This window comes from Tabrizicola sp. (assembly GCF_041913445.1).
Lineage (GTDB): Bacteria > Pseudomonadota > Alphaproteobacteria > Rhodobacterales > Rhodobacteraceae > Tabrizicola.
In genome coordinates, this window is sequence record NZ_JAYSFG010000017.1 from 1 (window position 1) to 19,781 (window position 19,781).

Here is a 19,781-nt window from a genome sequence, read left to right on the forward strand (position 1 = left end):
GCCATTTCTTGGCGATCGAGGTGGTCAGGATCGGCCAGTCGGTCTTGCTATCGATCCAGGCTTCGAGCTTGTCCTTCAGCGCGCGCTGCTTGAGGTAGAGGTGCTTCGTCTCGCGGACCTCCAGGTTGGTCGAGCCGGAGATCGAGGAGCGCGGGTTGATCAGGTCGGTCGGATCGAGCTGCTTGGTGCAGTTCTCGCACTGGTCGCCGCGGGCGCTTTCGTAGCCGCAGTTCGGGCAGGTGCCGGTGATGTAGCGGTCGGGCAGGAAGCGGTTGTCGTCGATGGAGAAGACCTGCTTCTCGCTGACTTCCGCGATCAGGCCGTTTTCGGCGAGTTTCCCGGCGAAATGCTGGGTCAGGCGGTGGTTCCGTTGCGACGAGGACCGGCCGAAATGGTCGAAGGACAGCCGGAAACCTGCGGCAAGGTCCTTCTGCACCTCGTGCATCTCGGCGCAATACTCTTCCACAGGCTTGCCAGCCTTGGCGGCCGCAAGTTCGGCAGGCGTCCCGTGTTCGTCGGTGGCGCAGATGAACATCACCTCATGCCCCATCGCGCGGTTGAAGCGGGCGAAGAGGTCGGCGGGAAGCTGGGAGCCGACGAGGTTCCCCAGGTGCTTGATCCCGTTGATGTAGGGAATGGCCGAGGTGATGAGGATGCGTGCCATGTCTGCGCCTTCCGGGTGAGTCCGGCGATTGCTTAGCCCAAGCGTGCGAAAAGGGCCAGCGGCGCTAAGGGCGGCCCCTGATCATCCGGGTGAGGGTGCCATCGCCCTCCATTTCGCGCTTGAGGGCGCCGAGCATGTGGACGGTGATCAAGGCAACAAGGAGCTTGGTCAGGATGTCGTGGAGACGGAACCAGTAAGCCTCGCCGTCCTCGGACGCTTCGACGAGGGGAGGCACGGTCCAGCGGTCAGCGATCATCACGTCGATGCCGGTGGCGGAGCTTCCGGCCCAGCCCGTCAACGGAATGGCGATGACCAGCGCATAGATCGCCCAATGCGCGGCGCGGGCGGCCCAGAAAGTGGCGTTGCGCGGTCCCATCGGGACGGGTGGGGGCGAGATCAGGTGCCAGGCGATGCGGACGACGACCAAGGCGAGGATGCCGAAGCCGATGGTCTTGTGCAGGCCGTAAAGCCAGAGGTTCGCCAGCCCCGGCTCCATGTCCGCGATGCGCAGGCCAAGGGCAAGCTGGCCGATGATGAGAAGCATCATGGTCCAGTGGAGCACCCGGGTGACAAGGCCGAATTCGGCGGGGCCGTTCCGCAGCATCTTAGCCCTGGGCGTCGATGCGGGCGGTGATCAGGATGCGGACCTCATCCCCCACCATGTCGGCCCAGCCGGTGGCCCCGAAGTCCGAGCGGTTGACCTTGCCGGAGAGCTTCACGGTCAGGTGGTCGAGGTCGTCGGGCGCGCTGCCCTGGGGGCGGAAGAGCTGGGCCTTGAGGGTGACCTCTTTCGTGACGCCCCGGATGGTGAGGTTGCCCGTGACCTCGGCCACTTCGCCCGCGCCCTTGACCGAAGTGCTTTCGAAGGTCATCCGGGGATGATCCTTGGCGGCCAGAACCTTGGGGCCTTTCAGCGCCTGGGCGGCGAAGGGGAAGCTGGCGGTCGCCCCGGTCACGTCGAGCGCGACGTCCACGGTGCAGTTCGTGACATTGGCGAAGTCTAGCTGGAGGTCCGCCTTCTCCAGCGGGATCGCGCCGGTGATCTTGTCGGGGCCGAAGTCGGTCTCGAAGGCCACCGTCGAGTTGGCGGCGTCCATCTGGTAGGCGACGGTTCCGGCGTGGAGGGTCTGAGAAAGGCCGAGAGCCATCAGGGCAGCGAAAGCAAGGCGACGCATGGCAGGTCCCTCCGATGTCCAGGGGATGCTAGCACCGGAGGGTGGTTTGGCAAACTCAAGCCTTCGTGCGCCAGCGGGTGCGCGTCATGGGTGTCGTCATTGGGCGCAGTAGCCGCCATCGACCAGGTGGTAGGACCCTGTGATGAAGCTTGCCCGGTCGGAAAGCAGGAACTGGGTGAGATCCGCCACCTCTTCCGACCGGCCAAGGCGGCCGATTGGATGCACGCCGATCAGCGCCTCTTTCGCGCCGGGGGGCAGGTTGCCCAGAAGCGGCGTGTCGATGAAGGCGGGGCCGATCGCATTCACCCGGATGCCCTTGGCCGAATATTCCAGCGCGGCGGCGCGGGTAAGCCCGAGGAGCGCGTGTTTGGCGGCGGTATAGGCCGAGGCATTGGCAAAGCCGACCGAACCGAGGATCGAGGCGATGTTGACGATCGCGCCTCCGCCTGCGTCCAGCATCCGTGGGATGGCATAGCGCATGCCGTAGAAGACGGCGTTCAGGTTCACGTCCATCACCCGGTGCCAGCCTTCGATGGTGTATTCGCCCGTGGGCAACATCGGCCCGCCGATGCCGGCGTTGTTCACCAGAAGCTGGAGGCCCCCGCCCCAGTCCGCAGCCTCGGCCACCAAGCGTTCGACGGTGGGCGCATCGGCGACGTCGCCGCCGGTAGCGCGGGCCTGACCGCCGGTCTGGGTGATCGCCTCGGCCACGCGGGCGGCGGCCTCGCGGTTCAGGTCCTGGACGACGACCTTTGCGCCACTGGCGGCAAGGCCGATGGCGATGGCCTCGCCGATACCGGAGCCTGCGCCGGTGACGAGGGCGGTCTTGTCGGTGAAGGTGATCTGCATCGCTCTCTCCTTGCGGTTGGTGCCAGGAAAGGAAGGCACGGGCGGCAGCAAGGTTCCATGATCGAGGTCAAGTCAGAGATCGGGCAGGGGGCGGGGGTCCAGCACCTCGTCCTTCGACGTGGCGTGGAGCGTCCAGCTGGCCGGGGGCAGGAGGCGGGCGCGGAGGCGGGTGAGGGTGAAGCTGTCCTCGTCCGACCAGAGAAGCGCGCGGCTGGGGGCCGGGGCCAGGTGCCAGCGGCTTTCGACGCCCTGCGCGCCACCCTGGCCGGGCAGGAGGATCAGGCCCAGGGGCGGGGTCGCGCCATCGCGGCGGGCGGCCTCGGCCCCGGTTTCGGCAGCAAGGTGCAACCGGCGGGTCGGGGTCAGGGCGGGGGCGGCCAGAAGCTCGGCAATGACCAAGGGGGCGGCGCCGGAGCGGAGCGCCTCTTCGGCGGCCCAGAGCAGGCTGTCGTCGCGCGGCGCCTGGACGAGGATCAGGCGCGAGGGGGCGGCGAGGGGCTGCAGGCCGGCGGCGTTCAGCCGTTCGGGGGTCCAGCCGGGGCGGATCCAGACGACCGGACCCTGGCATTTGGCCATGATGCGGGCGGCGAGCATCATGCGGGAGGGGCCGCAAAGCTCATGCACCCGGCCGCGCTGCAGGGTCAGGTCGCCCGCAAGCGGTTGCTGGGCCTCGCCGCGACGGGGGGCGTGGTGGTGGATCGGCAGACTCATGCGGAAAAGGTAGCTTGTTCGTGAAATGTTCTCAAGCGCGGGTCTTTGCCCTGCCAAGGAACCGGCCTAGCTTTGCGGCCAACGAGAAGGAGTTTTCCGATGCAGACGCTGACCCTGGGCAAGACCGGCCTGACGGTTTCCGAGCTGTGCCTGGGCACGATGACCTGGGGCACGCAGAACACGGAAGCCGAGGGCCATGCCCAGATGGACATGGCGCTGGAGCATGGCGTGACCTTCTGGGACACGGCCGAGATGTATCCGGTGAACCCGGTCCGTCCCGAAACGGTCGGGCGGACGGAAGAGATCATCGGGACGTGGTTCGCCTCACGCGGGCGGCGCGACCGGGTCGTCCTGGCCACCAAGATTGCGGGCAAGGGGCCGAACGTGCGGCCGGGCCAGCCGATCACCGGAGCCACGATGCGCGAAGCGGTAGAGGGAAGCCTGCGGCGGCTGCGGACGGACTATATCGACCTTTACCAGCTGCACTGGCCCAACCGGAGCCATTACCACTTCCGCCAGATGTGGCGCTTTCAGCCCACGAAGCTGGACCGCGCGGCCGAAACGGCGAACATGACCGACATCCTGACCACGGCGCAGGCGCTGGTCAGCGAGGGCAAGATCCGGGCCATCGGCCTGTCGAACGAAACGGTCTGGGGCACGGCGCGCTGGCTGCACCTGGCCGACACGCTGGGCCTGCCGCGGATGGCCACGGTGCAGAACGAGTATTCGCTACTTTGTCGGCAGTTCGACACCGACTGGGCCGAGCTGTCGGTCATCGAGGACATCCCGCTGCTGGCGTTCTCGCCGCTGGCCACCGGATTGCTGTCCGGGAAATACGCGGGCGGGGTGATCCCCGAAGGCTCGCGCCGCAGCCTGAACCCGGATCTTTCGGGACGGGTGACGCCGCAGGTCTTCCCGGCGGTGGCGGCCTATCTGGGAGTGGCGGCGCGGCATGGGCTTGACCCCTGCCAGATGGCGATCGCCTTCTGCCGGACCCGGCCCTTCACGACGATCCCGATCATCGGGGCCACGACGCTGGAGCAGTTGCGCACCAACATCGGGGCGGCCGCGGTCACGTTGTCGTCAGAGGTGCTGGAGGACATAGCGGAAACCCACCGGGCCTACCCTGCGCCCTATTGACGGGACTTGCGGCCCAGGACGGATCAAGGCACTTCTTGCCGCGAACCGGAGACCCCGATGCCCCGCAAGCCGTTCCGCCTGTCGCTTGTTGCCGTTCTTGTCTGTGCGACGGGGTTTCTGGCGGCGTGCCAGAGCGGAGGTCCGGGCGGAAGCGGCAGGCCGTCGTCGGACGTGACGCCGAACGCCGTCGCGGGCGATCCCATCGAGGTGACGGCGCTGGACGATCCCGAAAGCGAAGGGGCGGCACCGGTGTCCGTCCCCGCCGAGGCTGGAGCGAGCGGAACCGCCGCCTTGCAGCCCGCCGCAATTCCCGCCGAGACACCTGCCGAGACCGCGGAGGGGACGCAGTCGGCTGCAGCCGAAGCGGAACCTGCGCCGCAGCCCGACCTTGCCGCGACGCCCGTGACGCCGAAGTCCGAGCAGCAGCTTGCCTGCGAGAAGCGGAAAGGTCGCTGGGCGAGGGTCGGTTCTGGCGACAAGCGCGCCTGCGTGTTCCAGACCAGGGATGCCGGCAAGCGCTGCGAGAAGGAAAGCCAGTGCGACAGCGTCTGCCTGGCCCGGTCTGGAACCTGCGCCCCGTTCAAGCCGATGTACGGCTGCAACGACATCCTGCAGGACAACGGGATGCGGGTGACGCTGTGTCTCGACTGATCTTCACGCTTGTCCTGATGCTGGCGGCCTGTGCGCCCAAGCCGCCTGCGGCCACGGCCTTCCGCGATGCAGGCGCGCCGATCTGGTCGGCGGCGGCCTTCGCCCCCGCGCAGGTGGCGGGAACCTGGCGACAGGTGGCGGATTTCGGGGCCTCGAAAGCGTGCCGCGACGGCGCGGTCGAGATCGTGCCGGTGGCCGGCGGCCTGCAGTTGCGCGGGACGCTGTGCCTGGCGGGGCGGGCCGAGACGGTCTCGGGCGTCGCGCCTCTGGTCGGGCCGGGACGGCTGCGGGTCAAGGGCGAGGACTGGTGGGTGATCTGGGTCGACGTCGGCTACCGGACGCTGGCCATCGCCACTCCTTCGGGCCGGTTCGGCATAATCCTCGACCGGGGCGCGCTTCCGGCGGACCGGCTGGCCGCCGCGCGGGAGATCTTCGATTTCAACGGCTACCGGACCGAGGCTCTGACCCCCTTGTGAGGGGAGACGGGTCGTCACGCCCTCGGCGGACGGCACCTTTCGGTCAGCGCACCCGGTCGAGCAGCATCTGCAGATGTCCCACCATTTCGCGTGCGCCGACCTCGGCTTCCCGGACGAGAAGGTCGAAATGCTGGGTGATCGTTTCGACACGGGCGCTGTCGCGGAACGCAAGGTAGTGCCGGCCCAGGTAGATGACGGCAAGCAGCGGGCCGAAAACGGTGACGGGGGCCGAGAAGAGCTTGCGCGCGTCGAAAAGGCAGATGCGCAGCGACGGATAAAGCTGTTCGCAAAGGGAAATCAGGTGGCGCAACTGCGCGCGGCGCGTGTCGGCCGGCAGGCCCTCGTAATAGCCCGAGGCGGTCGCGAAGGCAGCAAGCTCGTGCATTGGAAGCGCGATTTCATAGTCCGAGCCCGCGCCGCGCATCCATTTCAGCCGGTCCTCGAAGGCGCCGATGGCCTGTTCGGCCGTGCGTCCCAGTTGCGGCTCGTATTCCCATTCCACCACGGCGCGGGTCTTCAGCATGTCAGGCAAGGTCGCCGGGACATGGCGGATCTTGTAGCCCGCGGCCTCCTGGTGCCAGCCGAAGATGCGCTCGTCGATCAGGGCGCGGGGCGCTTCCGTCAGCGACAGCGACGCGGCAAGGAGGTCGGCGATCGGTTCCGGGCGGCCCGATAGTCCCAGAAGCCAGTCGGCGCTGATCCCAAGCGCACGGGCGCAGTCGGCGGCAAGCTGGGCGTTGGGCATCCGTGTGCCGTCCTGCAGCAGCGCCGAGATCGTGGACCGGTCGACGCCCGTCTGCCGCGCAAGCTCGGCCTGCGTCATCTTGCGCGCTGCCATCGCCTCGGCCAACCGGGCGCGAAACTGCGGAGCGCGATCGCGTTTGTCGATCTTTTCCATCGCCCGATGATTTTACAAAACGAATGCGGAGTAAAGTTTACAATATCCCGAATTTCAGTCAGATGGCGATCTTGCTACTGTCACAGAAACGTTACCCCTTGCCGAGGACCATCTTGCAGACCGAGACCCGGGCCATCGAATGGCCCACCCTGATCGTCTTCGCGGCCACCTATGCGCTTTGGGCGCTGGCGACCACCCTCCTCTGGACCTTCTCTCCCCCACTTGCCGTTCTCGCCGCCGCCCTGGCCATCGGACAGTATTCCTCGCTGACGCATGAGGTGCTGCATGGCCATCCCTTCCGGTCGCAAACCCTGTCGGAAGCGCTGGTCTTTCCCGGTCTCACGGTCTTCGTCCCTTACCTGCGCTTCAAGGACCTGCACCTGCAGCACCATTTCGACCCGGCGCTGACCGATCCCTATGACGACCCGGAGTCGAACTACCTCGACCCAGCCGTCTGGGCACGGTTGTCGGGTCCGGTGAAGGCCGTGCTGCGCTTCAACAACACGCTGTTCGGGCGGATGCTGGTCGGTCCGGCGATCTCGACCTGGGCGCTTGTGAAGGGCGACTTGGCCGCGATGCGCAAGGGTGACCGGCGGGTCTGGCTGGCCTGGGGGCTGCATCTGCCGGGGCTGGCGATGGTCTGGGCCTGGCTGGAATGGGTCGGCATCATGCCGGGATGGGCCTATCTGCTGGCCGCCTACCTGGGCTGGAGCCTTCTGAAGATCCGCACCTACCTGGAGCACCGAGCGCATGAGGCGGCGCGGGCGCGCACGGTGGTGATCGAAAGCCGGGGACCGCTGAGCCTTTTGTTCCTGAACAACAATTTCCACGTGGTGCACCACATGCACCCGGGCGTTGCCTGGTACAGGCTGCCGGCACTCTACTTCGGGAACCGCGAGCACTACCTGCGGCGGAACGAAAGCTACCGCTATGCCAGCTATGTCGAGATCTTCCGGCAGTTCCTGTTCCGCGCCAAGGACCCGGTCCCGCATCCGGTCTTCCCGGTCGAGAAGGGCGGGGCGCTAGACCAGCCGGCGGAACTGCGGGGTGGTGCCGGAATTGTCGAAGAACGGCACGCCGGGCTGATCGTGGCCCGCCACTAGGGCGGCGACCTCGGCCAGGACGACCTCGGTGATGAAGGGCAGGTCGAGCGCGCGGGCCTCGGGCAGGGGCAGCCAGCGCAGGTGAGACAGCTCTCCCGATGCAAGGCTGAAATCCTCGCGGTTGTCGTCCAGGCTGTCGGCATGGGCCAGAAGGAAGCGCGCATCGAAGCGGCGGCTCCGTCCGGGGGGCGTGATCGCGCGGAAGATGAACTTCAGCGATGGATGCTCCATCCCCGCAAGGTTGAGGCCCGTCTCCTCGGTCAGCTCGCGCAGCGCAGTGGCGACCAGCGTCTCGGGCGTGGGGGCATCCTCGGGGACCAGAAGCATCAGGCGACGGGCGCAGTCGGGGGCCAGGAAGCCCGGACGGGCGGCCTCGGCGTCCTCGGCGTCGACGCGGCCGCCGGGGAAGACGAATTTCGAAGGCATGAAGACCGCGCCCTCGCCCCGCTGGCCCATCAGGACCTGCGGGCCCTCTGAGCCGTCCCGCCAGAGGACGACCGTTGCGGCGGGACGGATCGGTTCCTCAGTCATGCGTGCGGCCGGAGAAGCCATGCATCCGGTTTGCCCATTGTAGGCCAACCAGTGCGCCCTTCAGCCGGGGCAGCAGATACAGCGACAGGGCCACCGTGCCGATGGTGAAGCCCACCGCCATGACCAGGGGCTCGGGCCGCCACTTGGTGTAGGTGAACAGCAGGATCGGCGCGAGCAGGTGACCGACTATCAGAATCGTCAGGTAGGCCGGCCCGTCATCCGCACGGTGGTGATGCAGCTCCTCGCCGCAGACCGGGCAATTGTCGCGCACCTTGAGATAGCCGCGCAGCATCGGTCCCGCGCCGCAGCTCGGGCAGCGCCGCCGCCAGCCGCGCAGCACGGCGGGCTTCCACGGACGTTCGTCTTGGTCGTTTGCGGGTGTCGTGTCGGTCATGGTCATCGGGATTTCCTGCGCCCCTTGGCGCTGTGGCAAGGGCCCTACATAGCGGTTGGAGGGCCCGGTTTACAGGGGAAAGACCGGCCTGTGTCGGGATGTCGCAAAAATCCGCGACGGAAATCCGCGCGCCGTCCGTTTGACAGGCAGAAGGGTCGGAATGTCGGCCCTCGTCAGATGGAGAGAAAGATGTCTGCACCGAAGAAGACCGCAATCGTCGCGCTGGCCGTGATGGGCGCCCTGATGGGCACGGCCGCGCTGGCCGAGAAGGGCGGCATGGGAATGGGTGGCGAAATGGGCATGGGCATGGGCGGCGAGGGCCGCGGTGCGATGCTGGCCCGGATGTTCGACACGATTGACGCCGACAGCGATGGCAAGGTGACGCTGGCCGAGCTTCAGGCGCACCGGAAGGCCGAGTTCGCGGCCGCCGACACCAACGGCGACGGTGCGCTCAGCCCCGAGGAACTGTCGGCCCACCAGCTGGCCCGGATGCAGGAACGGATGGCAGAGCGGACCCAGGCGATGCTCGACAACATGGACAATGATGGCAACGGTTCGCTGTCCGAGGACGAGATGGGCGAGGGGCCGGGCGAGCGCAACTTCGCGCGGCTGGACACCGACAACGACGGGGCGATCTCGAAGGCCGAGGCTGAAGAGGCGATGCAGCACCGCCGCAAGCGTGGCCACGGCTGGGGCATGGGCGACCACTAAGCTCTTTGCGGCCCAGCCGCCCGCCGCTAAGCAGTCGGAATGACGATGGCCTTCGATGCGCATGGGGATGTCTCGGACGAGGCGCTGATGGTGCTCTATGCCAATGGAGACCGTCACGCCGCGCTGGCGCTGACCCAGCGCGTCACGCCGCGCGTCCTGGCCTATGCGGCGCGGCTTCTGTCGGGCGACCGGGCCGAGGCCGAGGACGTGGCGCAGGAGACGATGCTGCGTCTGTGGAAGGTCGCCCCCGACTGGCGGCAGGGCGAGACGAAGGTGACGACCTGGGCCTACCGGGTCGCCACCAACCTGTGCATCGACCGGCAGCGGTCGCGCGGACGCAGGCGGCAGTTGGCGCTGGACGATGCGCCCGAGGTCGCCGATGCCGCTCCGGGGGCCGAAGGTCAGCTTCAGGAGGCCGACCGGATGGCGGCGCTGGAGGCGGCCCTGGCCGAACTTCCGGACCGTCAGCGCCAGGCGGTGGTGCTGCGGCACCTGGAAGGGATGACGAACCCCGAAATTGCAGCGATCATGGAGATCGGGGTCGAAGCGGTGGAAAGCCTGACCGCGCGTGGCAAGCGTGCGCTGGCGGCGATACTTTCGGGCCGGAAGGCCGACTTGGGCTATGAGGATGACGAACATGCAGGATGATCTGGACGACCTGCTGGCGCATGCGGCACGGCGGCCTGCCGTCCCGTCCGAGGCGCTGATGAACCGGGTCATGGCCGACGCTCTCGCGCTGCAGCCCGCGGTCCCGACCCCGCGTCAGGCACCCGTGAGGCGACCGGGCGTCCTTGCCCGGCTGGGCGCCCTTTTCGGCGGGCCTCCCGCCCTGGCAGGGCTGGGCACTGCGGCGGTCTTCGGGCTGGCGCTGGGCTATCTGAACCCCACCACCTTCGACTACCTGACAGGCGCCTCGGCCGACACGGCGGAGTTCTTCCCCGAGGCCGATTTTCTGACGACGGAAGGCTGAGATGAGCGATCCTACCACCCAGGACCGGAAGGCACCCGACACCTCGCGCGAGGTGAAGATCGCGCTGGTGATCTCGGTCGCGCTGAACCTGGGCGTCGCCGGGCTGGCTGCCGGGGCCTGGCTGGGCGGCGGCCATCGCGGGATGCCTCGGGACATGTCCTTCGGCCCGTTCAGCGAGGCATTGGACGACCGCGACCGCCGCGAAATCCGTCGCGCCCTGCTTGACCGGATGGGCGAGTTCCGGGCCTCGCGCGCCGAGGCACGGGCCGAGTTCCAGGCCCTGCTCGACACGCTGCGCGCCGATCCCTTCGATCCGCAGGCGATGAAGACCGCGCTGGCCGCCATCGAGACGCGCAATGCCGAACGGCTTGAGCTGGGTCGGAGCCTGATCGAGGCCCGGCTGATCGAGATGTCGGACGACGACCGCCGCGCCTTCGCCGACCGGCTGGAGAAGGGCTTGCGCCGGGGCGGCGGGGACAAGGAACGCGATTAGGCGGCGGCCAGCCGGTAGGTCACCTGGTTCCGCCCCGCGCCCTTGGATTCCAGCAGCGCAAGATCCGCCTGCTCGACGAGCCCTTCGATGGCATAGCTGTCATCGCCGGCCGCGCCTGCCACGGCCACGCCAATCGACATGGTCACGTGCAGCTCTTCGCCCGAGACGAGGCGGATCGGCTGGTCGTCCATCACCTGGCAAAGCCGCTCGGCTACACGTCGGGCGACCATCATGCAGCTTTGCGGCAGGATGGCCAGGAACTCCTCACCGCCGATGCGGGCCAGCACGTCCGTCTCACGCAGGTTGGCGGTCAGGCGGCGGGCGACCTCGACAAGGACCTGGTCGCCGGCGGCGTGTCCATACTGGTCGTTCACCTGCTTGAACCGGTCGAGGTCCATGACCATGACGGCGAACTGGCTGCCCTCTGCCCGGGAACGCGCGGCGATCTCGGCCAGTTGGGGTGCCGCGCAGCGCCGGTTGTATAAACCTGTCAGCGGGTCCAGCATGGCCAGGCGCAAGCCGTCCTGCATCCGTTCGCGGCGCCGGTCTGACTGCCGCTTGCGGCGGAGCAGGCCACGCGTCCGCAAGGCAAGCTCTGCCGCGGTGATATCGGTCCCCACGGCGTCGTCCGCGCCAAGGTCGAAGGCCATCGCGGCTTCGTCCCCCTCACCGGCAGGTCCCACGACGCAGACGGCGGCATGGCGCGTGGCGTGGTGGCTTTTCAGTTCCGACAGAAGCCGCAATGTGCCCGACGGGTCGCGACCGTCATCGTGCAGGATGAACACTTCGGGCAGGGTCGGCCCGGTCGAGAGGGCCGCCAGCGCTTCGCGCCGCGAGAGGGTGACCAGCCGGTCGCGGACCAGTCCGGACAATTGCGCCCACAGCGGATTCTCGGGGTCGGCGCCCACGACGGCGATGGTTCCCTGCGGGTCATAGGCCATCGGCGCCTCTGCAAGGCCTGCGATGGCCAGCCGCTCGGACGAGGGGAATTCGCTTTCCGCCTTGAGCCGCAAGAGGTTGCGCAAGCGGGACAGGAGCACCCGCTCGTTCGCCGGGCGGTCCATCACGTCATCCGCGCCGGCCGCGAACGCCGCCAGCCGTTCCTCGACCGTGCCGGTGGCCGTCAGCGCGATTACGGGGATGTCGCGGCTGGCCGGGTCGCGGCGCAGGCGCTGAAGGACGTCGAGCCCCGACATGTCGGGCAGGCCGATGTCCAGAAGCACCAGATCGGGACGTTCGGTGCGGGCCGCCGCCAGGCAGGAGGCGCCGTCGACAGCAAGCATCGGGTCGTAAAACGCCGCCGCGAGCCGGGCTTGCTGCACGATCCGGTTCGCTGCCACGTCGTCAACGATGAGAATCCGTGCGCTCATCCAAGATGCCGTCTTTTCATTCCACCTGTCGTGGACAACTCTGCGGTCAGGAAGGTTAAGAAATCCTTTCTGCCAGTCCGCAAACGGTCGAATTTCATCTGCCAACACCAGAAGGCAACGAAAGCGAGAACAATGCAATCGGAAGTTGCACAAGTGCTGGCCATCCAGGCCCTTGGCTGGATCGCGGCCGAGGACGAGATCTTTCCCGTCTTCCTTACGGCGACGGGCGCGAGCATGACGGAATTGCGCAGCCGGGCGGCAGATCCAGAGTTTCTGGCGGCGGTTCTGGATTTCCTTCTGCAGGACGACCGCTGGGTAGTTGCTTTCTGCGATGCCGAAGGCCATCCCTACACTGCGCCCCAGGAGGCGCGGGCGGCGCTTCCGGGCGGCGCTGTGATGAACTGGACCTGAGGGATGTGATGATCGACGGGCTGATCTTCGACAAGGACGGGACGCTCTTTGACTTCCGGGTCAGCTGGGGCAACTGGGCCGGGACCTTCCTGCGCCGGATCGCTTCGGACGAGGCGCATGCCCGACGGCTGGGTCAGGCCATCGGCTATGACCTGGAAGATGGCAGCTTCGCTCCCGACAGCCCGGTGATCGCAGCGACCGCCGCCGACATCGCCGCGGCGCTGCTTCCGCACCTTCCCGGCCTCACGCATGCCGAGCTGACCGACCGGATCGACGCCAGCGCCGGAATGGCGCCCATGTCCGAAGCGGTCCCCTTGCGGCCGCTCCTGGAGGGCCTTCGCAGCAAGGGCCTGCGGCTTGGCCTGGCCACCAACGACTCCGAGATCCCGGCCCGGCAGCACCTGGCGACGCACGGCATCACCGACTGCTTCGACTTCATCGCGGGCTACGACTCGGGCCACGGGCCGAAGCCCGGTCCGGGCATGTGCCTGGCCTTCGCCCGTGAGACCGGCCTCGATCCGGCCCGGGTGGCGATGGTGGGCGACAGCCGGCACGACCTGGAAGCCGGGCGGGCCGCGGGGATGCGCACGATCGCCGTGCTGACGGGTGTCGCGAAACGCGAGGACCTGGCACCCCATGCCGATGTCGTTCTGACGGACATCGGCGCCATCCCGGGCTGGCTTGCCGGCCTTTAAGACTGAAATCCGCAGGTCAGGCGCGAAAAACGACGCATATTCGTCGCAAACGCGGTGACCAGACCGGCCAGGCTTCGCCATCCTCGCGCCATGCGAATGGAGAGTGACGATGGCGGATGAACCAGGTCGGAGAAAGCGCGCTGGTGGACGGGCGGGGATGAAGGTTCGCGCAGGGACCGCGGTGATCGATCAGATGCCTTGGCGGATTCCGGTGAACCCCGACGCTCCCGTGGAACCGCTGGATGCCGAGGGTGTGCAGCGCATCCACAAGACCGCGATGCGCATCCTGCGCGACATCGGGATCGAGTTCCTGAACCCCGAGGCGGTGGAACACCTGCGGAAGGCGGGTTGCATCGTGAACGGGACCAACGTCCGGATGGACGAGGACTTCGTGATGGAGATGGTCGCCCGCGCGCCCGAGACCTTCACGATCACGCCCCGGAACCCCGATCACGAGCTGATCATGGGCGGCAAGCACATGCTGTTCGTGAACGTCTCGTCCCCGCCGAACGCCTGGGACATGGAGCGCGGCAAGCGGTCGGGCGACTTCGAGACGTTCAAGGAGTTCATGAAGCTGACGCAGTATTTCAACTGCATCCACATCGCGGGCGGCTATCCGGTGGAGCCGGTGGATATCCATGCCTCGGTCCGGCACCTGGATTGCCTGTATGAAAAGCTGACGCTGACCGACAAGGTCGTCCACGCCTATTCGCTGGGGGCCGAGCGGGTCGAGGACGTGATGGAGATGGTCCGCATCGCCGGGGGCCTCACGGAAAGCGAGTTCCAGGCCAAGCCGCGGATGTATACGAACATCAACTCGGTCAGCCCGCTGAAACACGACTATCCGATGCTGGACGGCGCTATGCGGATGGCCAAGCGGGGGCAGCCGGTGGTGGTGACGCCCTTCACGCTGGCGGGCGCGATGGCTCCGGTGACGATGTCGGGGGCGGTGGCGCTGTCGATTGCCGAGGCTTTGGCGGCGGTGGCGCTGCTGGAGTACATCGCGCCGGGCTGTCCGGTGGCGATCGGGACCTTCACTTCGAACGTCGACATGAAATCGGGCGCGCCGGCCTTCGGCACCCCGGAATACATGCGGGCGACGCAGATGACGGGGCAGCTGGTGCGGTTCTATGGCGTGCCGATGCGGGCCTCGGGCGTCTGTGCGGCGAACGTGCCGGACGGGCAGGCGATGTGGGAGACGTCGAACAGCCTCTGGTCGGCGGTGCAGAGCCGGACCAACATGGTCTACCACGCGGCGGGGTGGCTGGAGGGGGGGCTGATTGCGAGCCCCGAGAAGTTCATCATGGACTGCGAGGTCCTGCAGATGATCCAGCGGTATTTCGAGGAGGTCACCTTCGCGACGCGGGACGAGGACCTGGCTTTCGACGCGATCAAGGAGGTGGGGGCCGGGGGCCATTACTTCGGGATCCAGCACACCCAGGACCGGTACCAGCAGGCCTTCTACCAGCCCTTCGTTAGCGACTGGCGGAACTATGAGGCCTGGCAGGCGGACGGGTCGGTCTGGACGGTGGAGCGGGCGCACCGGATCTACAAGCAGATCCTGGCGGAGTTCGAGGCGCCGGAGATGCCGGGGGACCACCTGGAGGAGCTGCAGCGCTTCGTGGCGCGGCGGAAGCAGGAGGGCGGGGCGCCCACCGACTTCTAGTGTCCACGGTGGACAAACGCGGATGGTCCTTTGGAGTCAAGGACTTGGTCGCGGATGTTAGGGGTTTCTTAACTTGTGCGGATGGTGGGTCAACCTGCGCCTTTGCGGCGCAGAACGACCCACCCTACGCCGGTCCTTGGTCCTGGGACGCGGTTTCTTCCAGCTGCCTGCGGATGCCTCCGGCGGGGATATTTGGTGCCAGGTGAAAGGGCCTTGCCTCAGGTGGATTGCCGGGCCGGCGGTGCGAGACCCGGGACAGCGGGGACATTCGGCGAAGCGGTCTTCCGCGCGGCGTTCTGGGTGAGGAAGGACGTCAGCATCAGCGCGAGAGCGGCCAGCGCGGGGCCGTAGCCGCCGTCGCCTGCGTTGAGGTGGGCGGAGACCGCGAGGAGCAGGTGGTAGAACATCCCGGCATAGGCGAGGTCGCTGAGGCGGACGGAGAGGCGCGTCAGAATGGCGAGCGGCGCGGCGATCTTGGCGACGATCAGGAGCGGCACCAGCCAGGCAGGAAAGCCGAAGGCGGTGAAGCCGTCCTGCGCCAGTTGCAGGTTGGTCAGGTAGAACCCGGCCGCGGCGAGGTAGATCAGGCTGAGGAGGACCGTGCTGGCCCAGTAGAGGAGTGCGGTCTTGGTCATCGGGGTTTCCTTGATCGGGTGGTGCGGTGCGAAGGTGGGATTGAACGTCTTTGTGGGGAGCGGTGGATCGGAACGGCCGCAGGGGGCGGGTCTTGGGCGGGCGGCAGTCGTGGAGACTTGTGCGGCCTTCACGGGACGACGGGTGCGCAGGGGGCCGTGCCTCCGGCGGGGATATTTGGGCAAAGATGAAAGGCTGTGGGCGTAGCCTGGTCGGCTGGAGCGTTCGAAAGGCGGGGACGCCGTCAGACCGGGAAGGTCAACGCCTCGATCCGGCCATAGACCTCGTCAATCCCGTCGGTGAAGCCCTGTTCGATGTCGGTGGCCCGTGCGGCGGCGTCGGGGTAGCGCATCACAACGGTCATCCGGGTGCCATGTCCGTCCGGGGTCAGGGTGGTGGTGACGGTGGGACCGCGGGTGGTGTCGCCGTTGAAGTGCTCGACATGGACCATCCGCATCGCGGGGACCGCTTCGAGGATCGGACCGGAGAAGAAGAACTCCGCCCAGGCGTAATGGAAGCTGCCGCCGGGGCGGGCGTCCATCCGGCACTCGGTCAGGTCGGGGGAGAGCCACTGCCTGATGAGCGCGGGTTCGGTCATGGCGCGCCAGACCTTGGCGGGCGGGTGGGAAAAGCGACGGCGGATCACCACGTCGGTGTCGCCGTCGAGAGAGAGTTGCGGCTGGTGCAGGGTCATGGTCCGGTCCTTCCGGTTGGAGGGATTGCCGCGCGTCAGTCGATCTTCAGACCGTCGAGCTTGGCGTAGACCTCGTCCATGCCGTCGGTCATGCCGGTGGCGATGGCGGCGGCACGGGCCTCGGCGTTTTCGTAGCGCATGACCATCGTCATCCGGGTGCCGGTGCCTTGTGGCGCGAGGTCGGTGGTGATCCGCGCCGACATCGCCGGGTCGCCGTTGAAATGCTCGATATGGGTGATGTGGTGGGGGGCGCGGACCTCGAGGATCGGGCCGGAGAAGAAGAAGCCGTTGCCCTCGGGACCCTGCCATTCGAAATGGAAGGTGCCGCCCGCGCGCGGGTCGAAGTCGCAGCGGGTCATCGGGTGGCCTTCGACGGCCATCCACTGGCGGATCAGCGGCGGCTCGGTCAGGGCGCGCCAGACCTTGGCGGGGGGATGGGCGAAGTCGCGGCGCAGGATGATGTCGGTGTCGCCGTCGAGGACGGTCTGGAGTTGGGCGGTCATCTTTAGGTCCTTTCTGTGGGCGGATCGTCGGGCAAACTGTCGAGGACGGCGTCGAGGCGCTGGAACTGGGCCTCCCACAGCGCGCGGTATTGGCCGAGCCAGTCCCAGAGCTGCGCCATCGCGTCGGGCTTCAGGCGGCGGGGGCGTGCGGTGCCGTGGATGCGGGTTTCGATGAGCCCGGCATCCTCCAGCACCTTGAGGTGTCGGCTGATCGCGGGCTGCGAGATGGCGAAGGGGCGGGCGAGGTCCTGGACCGTGGCCTCGCCTTCCGCGAGACGCGCAAGGATGGCGCGGCGGGTGGGGTCGGCGAGGGCGGCGAAGGAAGCGTCGAGGTCGGGCATCTGCGGGTCCGTTATTTAACGAATCGTTTATATAACAGAATTGCGATTCTGGGAAGCGGTTCCGGCGGGCCGTGGAAGTTGGCGGGACCATGCCTTGACCTTTCAGCCCCTGTCCCGCAGTTTGCCGGGCAATCAACAAAGGCCCGACTGGGGCGAAAAGGCAGATGGCAAAGAGCACGCGCCCCTTCTCGGGCTTCGAATTCATGATCGCCTGGCGCTACCTGCGGGCGCGGCGGGCCGAGGGCGGGGTCAGCGTGATGACCTGGATTTCCCTCATCGGGATCACGCTGGCGGTCTTCGCGCTGATCCTGACGCTGGCGGTGCGCGCGGGGTTCCGGGCCGAGTTCGTGGACACGATCCTGGGCGCGAATGCGCATGTCACGGTCTATTCCTCTGGCGTGGTGGGGGAGGACGGCCAGCTGATCCGGGGCTTCACCGAGCCTGACGCGATGGCGGCGGCAATCGCCAAGGTGCCGGGGGTGACGCGGGCGGCGCCGTTGATCCGGGGCAAGCTGATGGTCACGGACGGCGAGGACACGACGGGGGCCGAGGTCTTCGGCCTGCTGCCGGAGGATTTCGCCTCCATCCCCCGGGTGGGGGCGGGGTCGGATGCGATTGGCGACCTGGCGCGGTTTCCCGAAGGCATCGCGCTGGGGTCCGGGATCGCGCGGGAGCTGGGCGTCTCGGTGGGTGACCGGGTGCGGCTGATCGCTCCGGGTGGGGTGCGGACGGCGATGGGGACGACGCCGCGGGTGAACGCCTATGAGGTGGTCTACATCTTCAGCGCGGGCCGCTACGACATCGACACGACGCGGATCTACATGCCCTTCAGCGAGGCGCAGAGCTTCTTCAACAAGGAGGGGCGGGCGGACGAGATCGAGGTGATGGTCGAGAACCCCGACGCGATCGAGAGCTATGGCCAGCCGATCCTGGATGCGGCGGGTCCGGTGGCGATGCTGTGGACCTGGAAGGACAGTTCGGGGGCCTTCCTGCGGGCGCTCGACATCGAGGACAACGTGATGTTCGTGATCCTGTCGGTCCTGGTGCTGATCGCGGCGATGAACATCGTCAGTGGCCTGATCATGCTGGTGAAGAACAAGGGCCGCGACATCGGGATTTTGCGGACCATGGGGCTGACCGAGGGGTCGGTCCTGCGGGTGTTCTTCATCTGCGGGGCGTTCACCGGGCTGGTGGGCACGGTGGCGGGGGTGGCGCTGGGCTGTGTGACGGCGCTGAACATCGACCAGATCATGAGCGCGATCAACTGGATCAACGGGGCCGAGGTCTGGGACCCCTCGATCCGGGGGATCTATTCGCTGCCGGCGAAGCTGCAGCTGGGCGACGTGATGTCGGCGGTGGCGCTGTCCTTGGGGCTGTCGTTCATAGTCACCTTCTTCCCGGCTCGGCGCGCGGCGCGGATGAACCCGGTGGAGGCGCTGCGCTATGAGTGAGATGCTGCGGCTGGAGGGGGTCGAGAAGGGTTACAACCGGGGCAAGCCGTCCGAGGTGATCGTGCTGCGGGGCGCTTCGCTGACCGTGGCGCGGGGCGAGGTGGTGGCGCTGGTGGCGCCGTCGGGCGCGGGTAAGTCGACGCTTCTGCACATTGCGGGGCTTCTGGACGTGCCGGACAGCGGCACAGTGCGGCTCGACGGGCGCGAGATGGGGGGGCTGTCGGACAAGGCCCGGACCGAGGCGCGGCGGGATGAGGTGGGGTTCATCTACCAGTTCCACCACCTGCTGCCCGAGTTCACGGCGCTGGAGAACGTGGTGATCCCGCAGTTGGCGAATGGCGTGGGGAAGGCCGCGGCCGAGGCGCGGGCGATGGAGCTGCTGGAGAAGGTCGGCGTCGGCGCGCGGGCGGGGCACCGGCCGGCGGCGCTGTCGGGAGGCGAGCAGCAGCGGGTGGCCTTCTGCCGGGCGCTGGCCAACGCTCCGAAGCTGTTGCTGGCGGACGAACCGACGGGGAACCTTGACCCCGGCACTTCGGACCAGGTGTTCGGCGTGCTGATGGAGCTGGTGCGGGCGACGGGGCTTTCGGCGCTGATCGCGACGCATAACCTGGAGCTTGCCGCCCGGATGGACCGGGTGGTGCGTCTGACGGCGGGCCAGGTGACCTAGATCAAGGCAGGCGCGGTCGGAATGCCGCTTCCTTGCCGCACGGAGGAGAGAACGATGCGTCATGCCTGGATGATCCTGCCGCTGGCCCTGTCGCTTGCGGGATGCGTCGAGACCGAGAAGGTCCCGACCGGGGCCGAGGACTTCGGCGATTTCTGTTCGGCCTGCCACGGGCTGTCCGGCAAGGGCGACGGAGAGGGCGCAGCGGCGCTGGCCCGCAAGCCCGCGGACCTGACGCAGCTGTCGGCGAAGAACGGCGGGGTTTTTCCCGGTACGCGGGTGATGGCGAAGATCTGGGGCTACACGGGCGTTGCGCCGGGCCGTCAGGACAGTGCCTCGCCGATGCCGGAGTTCGGTCCGCTTCTGCAGGGCGAGCTGGTGCCCTATGACGGCGGCGACGGGATCCCGACACCGACCCCGCTGCGCCTGGTGCAGATCGCGGACTATCTGAAAACGCTGCAAGAGTAAGGCTGGCGGGGCGTCCCTTCGACTTTCGTGGGGTGCAAACGGGCGGAGACGGTCTGGTCTCGCGCGTGGGTGCGCGCCGTCGTGAAGTGGTCGCGCACTTTGAACAAAAGCCACATTCG

Annotated in this window: 27 protein-coding genes; 14 read left to right on the top strand and 13 right to left on the bottom strand. The window is 67.6% G+C overall.

Annotated features, from left to right (window positions below; all coding sequences use genetic code 11):
* The 5 genes from ACE3Q6_RS16555 to ACE3Q6_RS16575 all read right to left on the bottom strand — a co-directional run.
* Positions 1-664: methionine--tRNA ligase (locus ACE3Q6_RS16555; protein ID WP_374434734.1), on the bottom strand; the 664-nt coding region annotated here is incomplete at its 3' end.
* A 64-nt stretch (positions 665-728) separates the two neighbouring features.
* Positions 729-1,268, bottom strand: coding sequence for a cytochrome b (locus tag ACE3Q6_RS16560; protein WP_374434736.1), 540 nt, complete (start codon positions 1,266-1,268; stop codon positions 729-731).
* Between the two features lies 1 nt (position 1,269).
* Positions 1,270-1,839 carry a YceI family protein gene (locus ACE3Q6_RS16565; protein WP_374434738.1) on the bottom strand — a complete coding sequence of 190 codons (570 nt, stop codon included), beginning with the start codon at positions 1,837-1,839 and terminating at the stop codon, positions 1,270-1,272.
* Between the two features lie 96 nt (positions 1,840-1,935).
* Positions 1,936-2,688 (bottom strand): SDR family NAD(P)-dependent oxidoreductase, encoded by a 753-nt coding sequence (locus ACE3Q6_RS16570; protein WP_374434742.1) that lies wholly within the window; start codon positions 2,686-2,688, stop codon positions 1,936-1,938.
* A 72-nt stretch (positions 2,689-2,760) separates the two neighbouring features.
* Entirely contained in the window at positions 2,761-3,399 is a 639-nt protein-coding gene (locus ACE3Q6_RS16575; protein WP_374434745.1) for an ImuA family protein, read from the bottom strand.
* A 99-nt stretch (positions 3,400-3,498) separates the two neighbouring features.
* On the opposite strand from ACE3Q6_RS16575, the gene ACE3Q6_RS16580 reads away from it, so the two are divergent.
* From ACE3Q6_RS16580 to ACE3Q6_RS16590, 3 genes are read left to right on the top strand one after another with little or no spacing between them, the layout of a single operon-like run.
* Entirely contained in the window at positions 3,499-4,539 is a 1,041-nt protein-coding gene (locus tag ACE3Q6_RS16580; RefSeq protein ID WP_374434747.1) for an aldo/keto reductase, read from the top strand.
* 57 nt (positions 4,540-4,596) lie between these two features.
* Positions 4,597-5,190 carry a hypothetical protein gene (locus ACE3Q6_RS16585; RefSeq protein ID WP_374434749.1) on the top strand — a complete coding sequence of 198 codons (594 nt, stop codon included), beginning with the start codon at positions 4,597-4,599 and terminating at the stop codon, positions 5,188-5,190.
* Complete coding sequence (locus ACE3Q6_RS16590) at positions 5,178-5,666, top strand: lipocalin (protein WP_374434751.1); 489 nt, start codon at positions 5,178-5,180, stop codon at positions 5,664-5,666. Before ACE3Q6_RS16585 ends, ACE3Q6_RS16590 begins: the two co-directional genes overlap by 13 nt.
* Before the next feature lie 43 nt (positions 5,667-5,709).
* Here ACE3Q6_RS16590 and ACE3Q6_RS16595 read toward each other — a convergent pair whose 3' ends face one another.
* On the bottom strand, positions 5,710-6,564 hold the full coding sequence (locus tag ACE3Q6_RS16595) for a helix-turn-helix domain-containing protein (protein WP_374434753.1): 855 nt from the start codon (positions 6,562-6,564) through the stop codon (positions 5,710-5,712).
* Between the two features lie 113 nt (positions 6,565-6,677).
* Here ACE3Q6_RS16595 and ACE3Q6_RS16600 point away from each other — a divergent pair, with 113 nt between their 5' ends.
* The gene (locus ACE3Q6_RS16600; protein WP_374434755.1) at positions 6,678-7,667 is read left to right on the top strand and encodes a fatty acid desaturase; all 990 of its coding nucleotides are present in this window, start codon (positions 6,678-6,680) and stop codon (positions 7,665-7,667) included.
* On the opposite strand, the gene ACE3Q6_RS16605 is transcribed toward ACE3Q6_RS16600, so the two are convergent.
* Together ACE3Q6_RS16605 and ACE3Q6_RS16610 are read right to left on the bottom strand one after the other, a co-directional pair.
* The gene (locus ACE3Q6_RS16605) at positions 7,587-8,198 is read right to left on the bottom strand and encodes an NUDIX domain-containing protein (RefSeq protein ID WP_374434757.1); all 612 of its coding nucleotides are present in this window, start codon (positions 8,196-8,198) and stop codon (positions 7,587-7,589) included. The two genes, ACE3Q6_RS16600 and ACE3Q6_RS16605, sit on opposite strands and share 81 nt — an antisense overlap.
* Entirely contained in the window at positions 8,191-8,598 is a 408-nt protein-coding gene (locus ACE3Q6_RS16610) for a DUF983 domain-containing protein (protein ID WP_374434759.1), read from the bottom strand. The genes ACE3Q6_RS16605 and ACE3Q6_RS16610 overlap by 8 nt, the downstream gene beginning before the upstream one ends.
* A gap of 183 nt (positions 8,599-8,781) precedes the next feature.
* On the opposite strand from ACE3Q6_RS16610, the gene ACE3Q6_RS16615 reads away from it, so the two are divergent.
* Genes ACE3Q6_RS16615 through ACE3Q6_RS16630 form a run of 4 tightly spaced genes read left to right on the top strand, consistent with a single transcriptional unit; the run spans position 8,782 to position 10,766 of the window.
* Entirely contained in the window at positions 8,782-9,303 is a 522-nt protein-coding gene (locus ACE3Q6_RS16615; RefSeq protein WP_374434761.1) for an EF-hand domain-containing protein, read from the top strand.
* Between the two features lie 39 nt (positions 9,304-9,342).
* The gene (locus tag ACE3Q6_RS16620) at positions 9,343-9,951 is read left to right on the top strand and encodes an RNA polymerase sigma factor (RefSeq protein ID WP_374434763.1); all 609 of its coding nucleotides are present in this window, start codon (positions 9,343-9,345) and stop codon (positions 9,949-9,951) included.
* Positions 9,941-10,273: a dihydroorotate dehydrogenase gene (locus ACE3Q6_RS16625; protein WP_374434765.1), complete on the top strand. Its 333-nt coding sequence runs from the start codon at positions 9,941-9,943 to the stop codon at positions 10,271-10,273. Before ACE3Q6_RS16620 ends, ACE3Q6_RS16625 begins: the two co-directional genes overlap by 11 nt.
* Before the next feature lies 1 nt (position 10,274).
* The gene (locus ACE3Q6_RS16630) at positions 10,275-10,766 is read left to right on the top strand and encodes a periplasmic heavy metal sensor (RefSeq protein ID WP_374434767.1); all 492 of its coding nucleotides are present in this window, start codon (positions 10,275-10,277) and stop codon (positions 10,764-10,766) included.
* On the opposite strand, the gene ACE3Q6_RS16635 is transcribed toward ACE3Q6_RS16630, so the two are convergent.
* Positions 10,763-12,136: a diguanylate cyclase gene (locus ACE3Q6_RS16635; protein ID WP_374434769.1), complete on the bottom strand. Its 1,374-nt coding sequence runs from the start codon at positions 12,134-12,136 to the stop codon at positions 10,763-10,765. The genes ACE3Q6_RS16630 and ACE3Q6_RS16635 overlap by 4 nt on opposite strands.
* Before the next feature lie 132 nt (positions 12,137-12,268).
* Between ACE3Q6_RS16635 and ACE3Q6_RS16640 the strand changes: the two genes are divergently transcribed.
* The 3 genes from ACE3Q6_RS16640 (at position 12,269) to ACE3Q6_RS16650 (ending at position 14,908) form a co-directional block, all read left to right on the top strand.
* The gene (locus tag ACE3Q6_RS16640) at positions 12,269-12,547 is read left to right on the top strand and encodes a DUF3572 domain-containing protein (protein WP_374434772.1); all 279 of its coding nucleotides are present in this window, start codon (positions 12,269-12,271) and stop codon (positions 12,545-12,547) included.
* A gap of 8 nt (positions 12,548-12,555) precedes the next feature.
* Positions 12,556-13,242, top strand: coding sequence for an HAD family hydrolase (locus ACE3Q6_RS16645; protein WP_374434774.1), 687 nt, complete (start codon positions 12,556-12,558; stop codon positions 13,240-13,242).
* 109 nt (positions 13,243-13,351) lie between these two features.
* A complete protein-coding gene (locus tag ACE3Q6_RS16650; protein WP_374434776.1) occupies positions 13,352-14,908 on the top strand; it encodes a trimethylamine methyltransferase family protein in 1,557 nt (518 codons plus the stop codon).
* A gap of 218 nt (positions 14,909-15,126) precedes the next feature.
* Here the strand turns inward: ACE3Q6_RS16650 and ACE3Q6_RS16655 are convergent, their stop codons facing one another.
* The 4 genes from ACE3Q6_RS16655 to ACE3Q6_RS16670 form a co-directional block, all read right to left on the bottom strand.
* On the bottom strand, positions 15,127-15,543 hold the full coding sequence (locus ACE3Q6_RS16655) for a DoxX family protein (protein WP_374434779.1): 417 nt from the start codon (positions 15,541-15,543) through the stop codon (positions 15,127-15,129).
* Between the two features lie 242 nt (positions 15,544-15,785).
* Positions 15,786-16,235: an SRPBCC domain-containing protein gene (locus tag ACE3Q6_RS16660; protein WP_374434782.1), complete on the bottom strand. Its 450-nt coding sequence runs from the start codon at positions 16,233-16,235 to the stop codon at positions 15,786-15,788.
* A 35-nt stretch (positions 16,236-16,270) separates the two neighbouring features.
* Positions 16,271-16,738 carry an SRPBCC domain-containing protein gene (locus tag ACE3Q6_RS16665; protein WP_374434788.1) on the bottom strand — a complete coding sequence of 156 codons (468 nt, stop codon included), beginning with the start codon at positions 16,736-16,738 and terminating at the stop codon, positions 16,271-16,273.
* A gap of 2 nt (positions 16,739-16,740) precedes the next feature.
* The gene (locus ACE3Q6_RS16670) at positions 16,741-17,079 is read right to left on the bottom strand and encodes an ArsR/SmtB family transcription factor (protein WP_374434790.1); all 339 of its coding nucleotides are present in this window, start codon (positions 17,077-17,079) and stop codon (positions 16,741-16,743) included.
* Between the two features lie 164 nt (positions 17,080-17,243).
* Here ACE3Q6_RS16670 and ACE3Q6_RS16675 point away from each other — a divergent pair, with 164 nt between their 5' ends.
* The 3 genes from ACE3Q6_RS16675 to ACE3Q6_RS16685 are packed head-to-tail and all read left to right on the top strand — an operon-like array spanning position 17,244 to position 19,662.
* The gene (locus ACE3Q6_RS16675; RefSeq protein WP_374434792.1) at positions 17,244-18,530 is read left to right on the top strand and encodes a lipoprotein-releasing ABC transporter permease subunit; all 1,287 of its coding nucleotides are present in this window, start codon (positions 17,244-17,246) and stop codon (positions 18,528-18,530) included.
* Positions 18,523-19,197: an ABC transporter ATP-binding protein gene (locus ACE3Q6_RS16680; RefSeq protein ID WP_374434794.1), complete on the top strand. Its 675-nt coding sequence runs from the start codon at positions 18,523-18,525 to the stop codon at positions 19,195-19,197. The genes ACE3Q6_RS16675 and ACE3Q6_RS16680 overlap by 8 nt, the downstream gene beginning before the upstream one ends.
* A 54-nt stretch (positions 19,198-19,251) precedes the next feature.
* Entirely contained in the window at positions 19,252-19,662 is a 411-nt protein-coding gene (locus ACE3Q6_RS16685) for a c-type cytochrome (RefSeq protein ID WP_374434797.1), read from the top strand.
* Positions 19,663-19,781 lie beyond the last annotated feature (119 nt).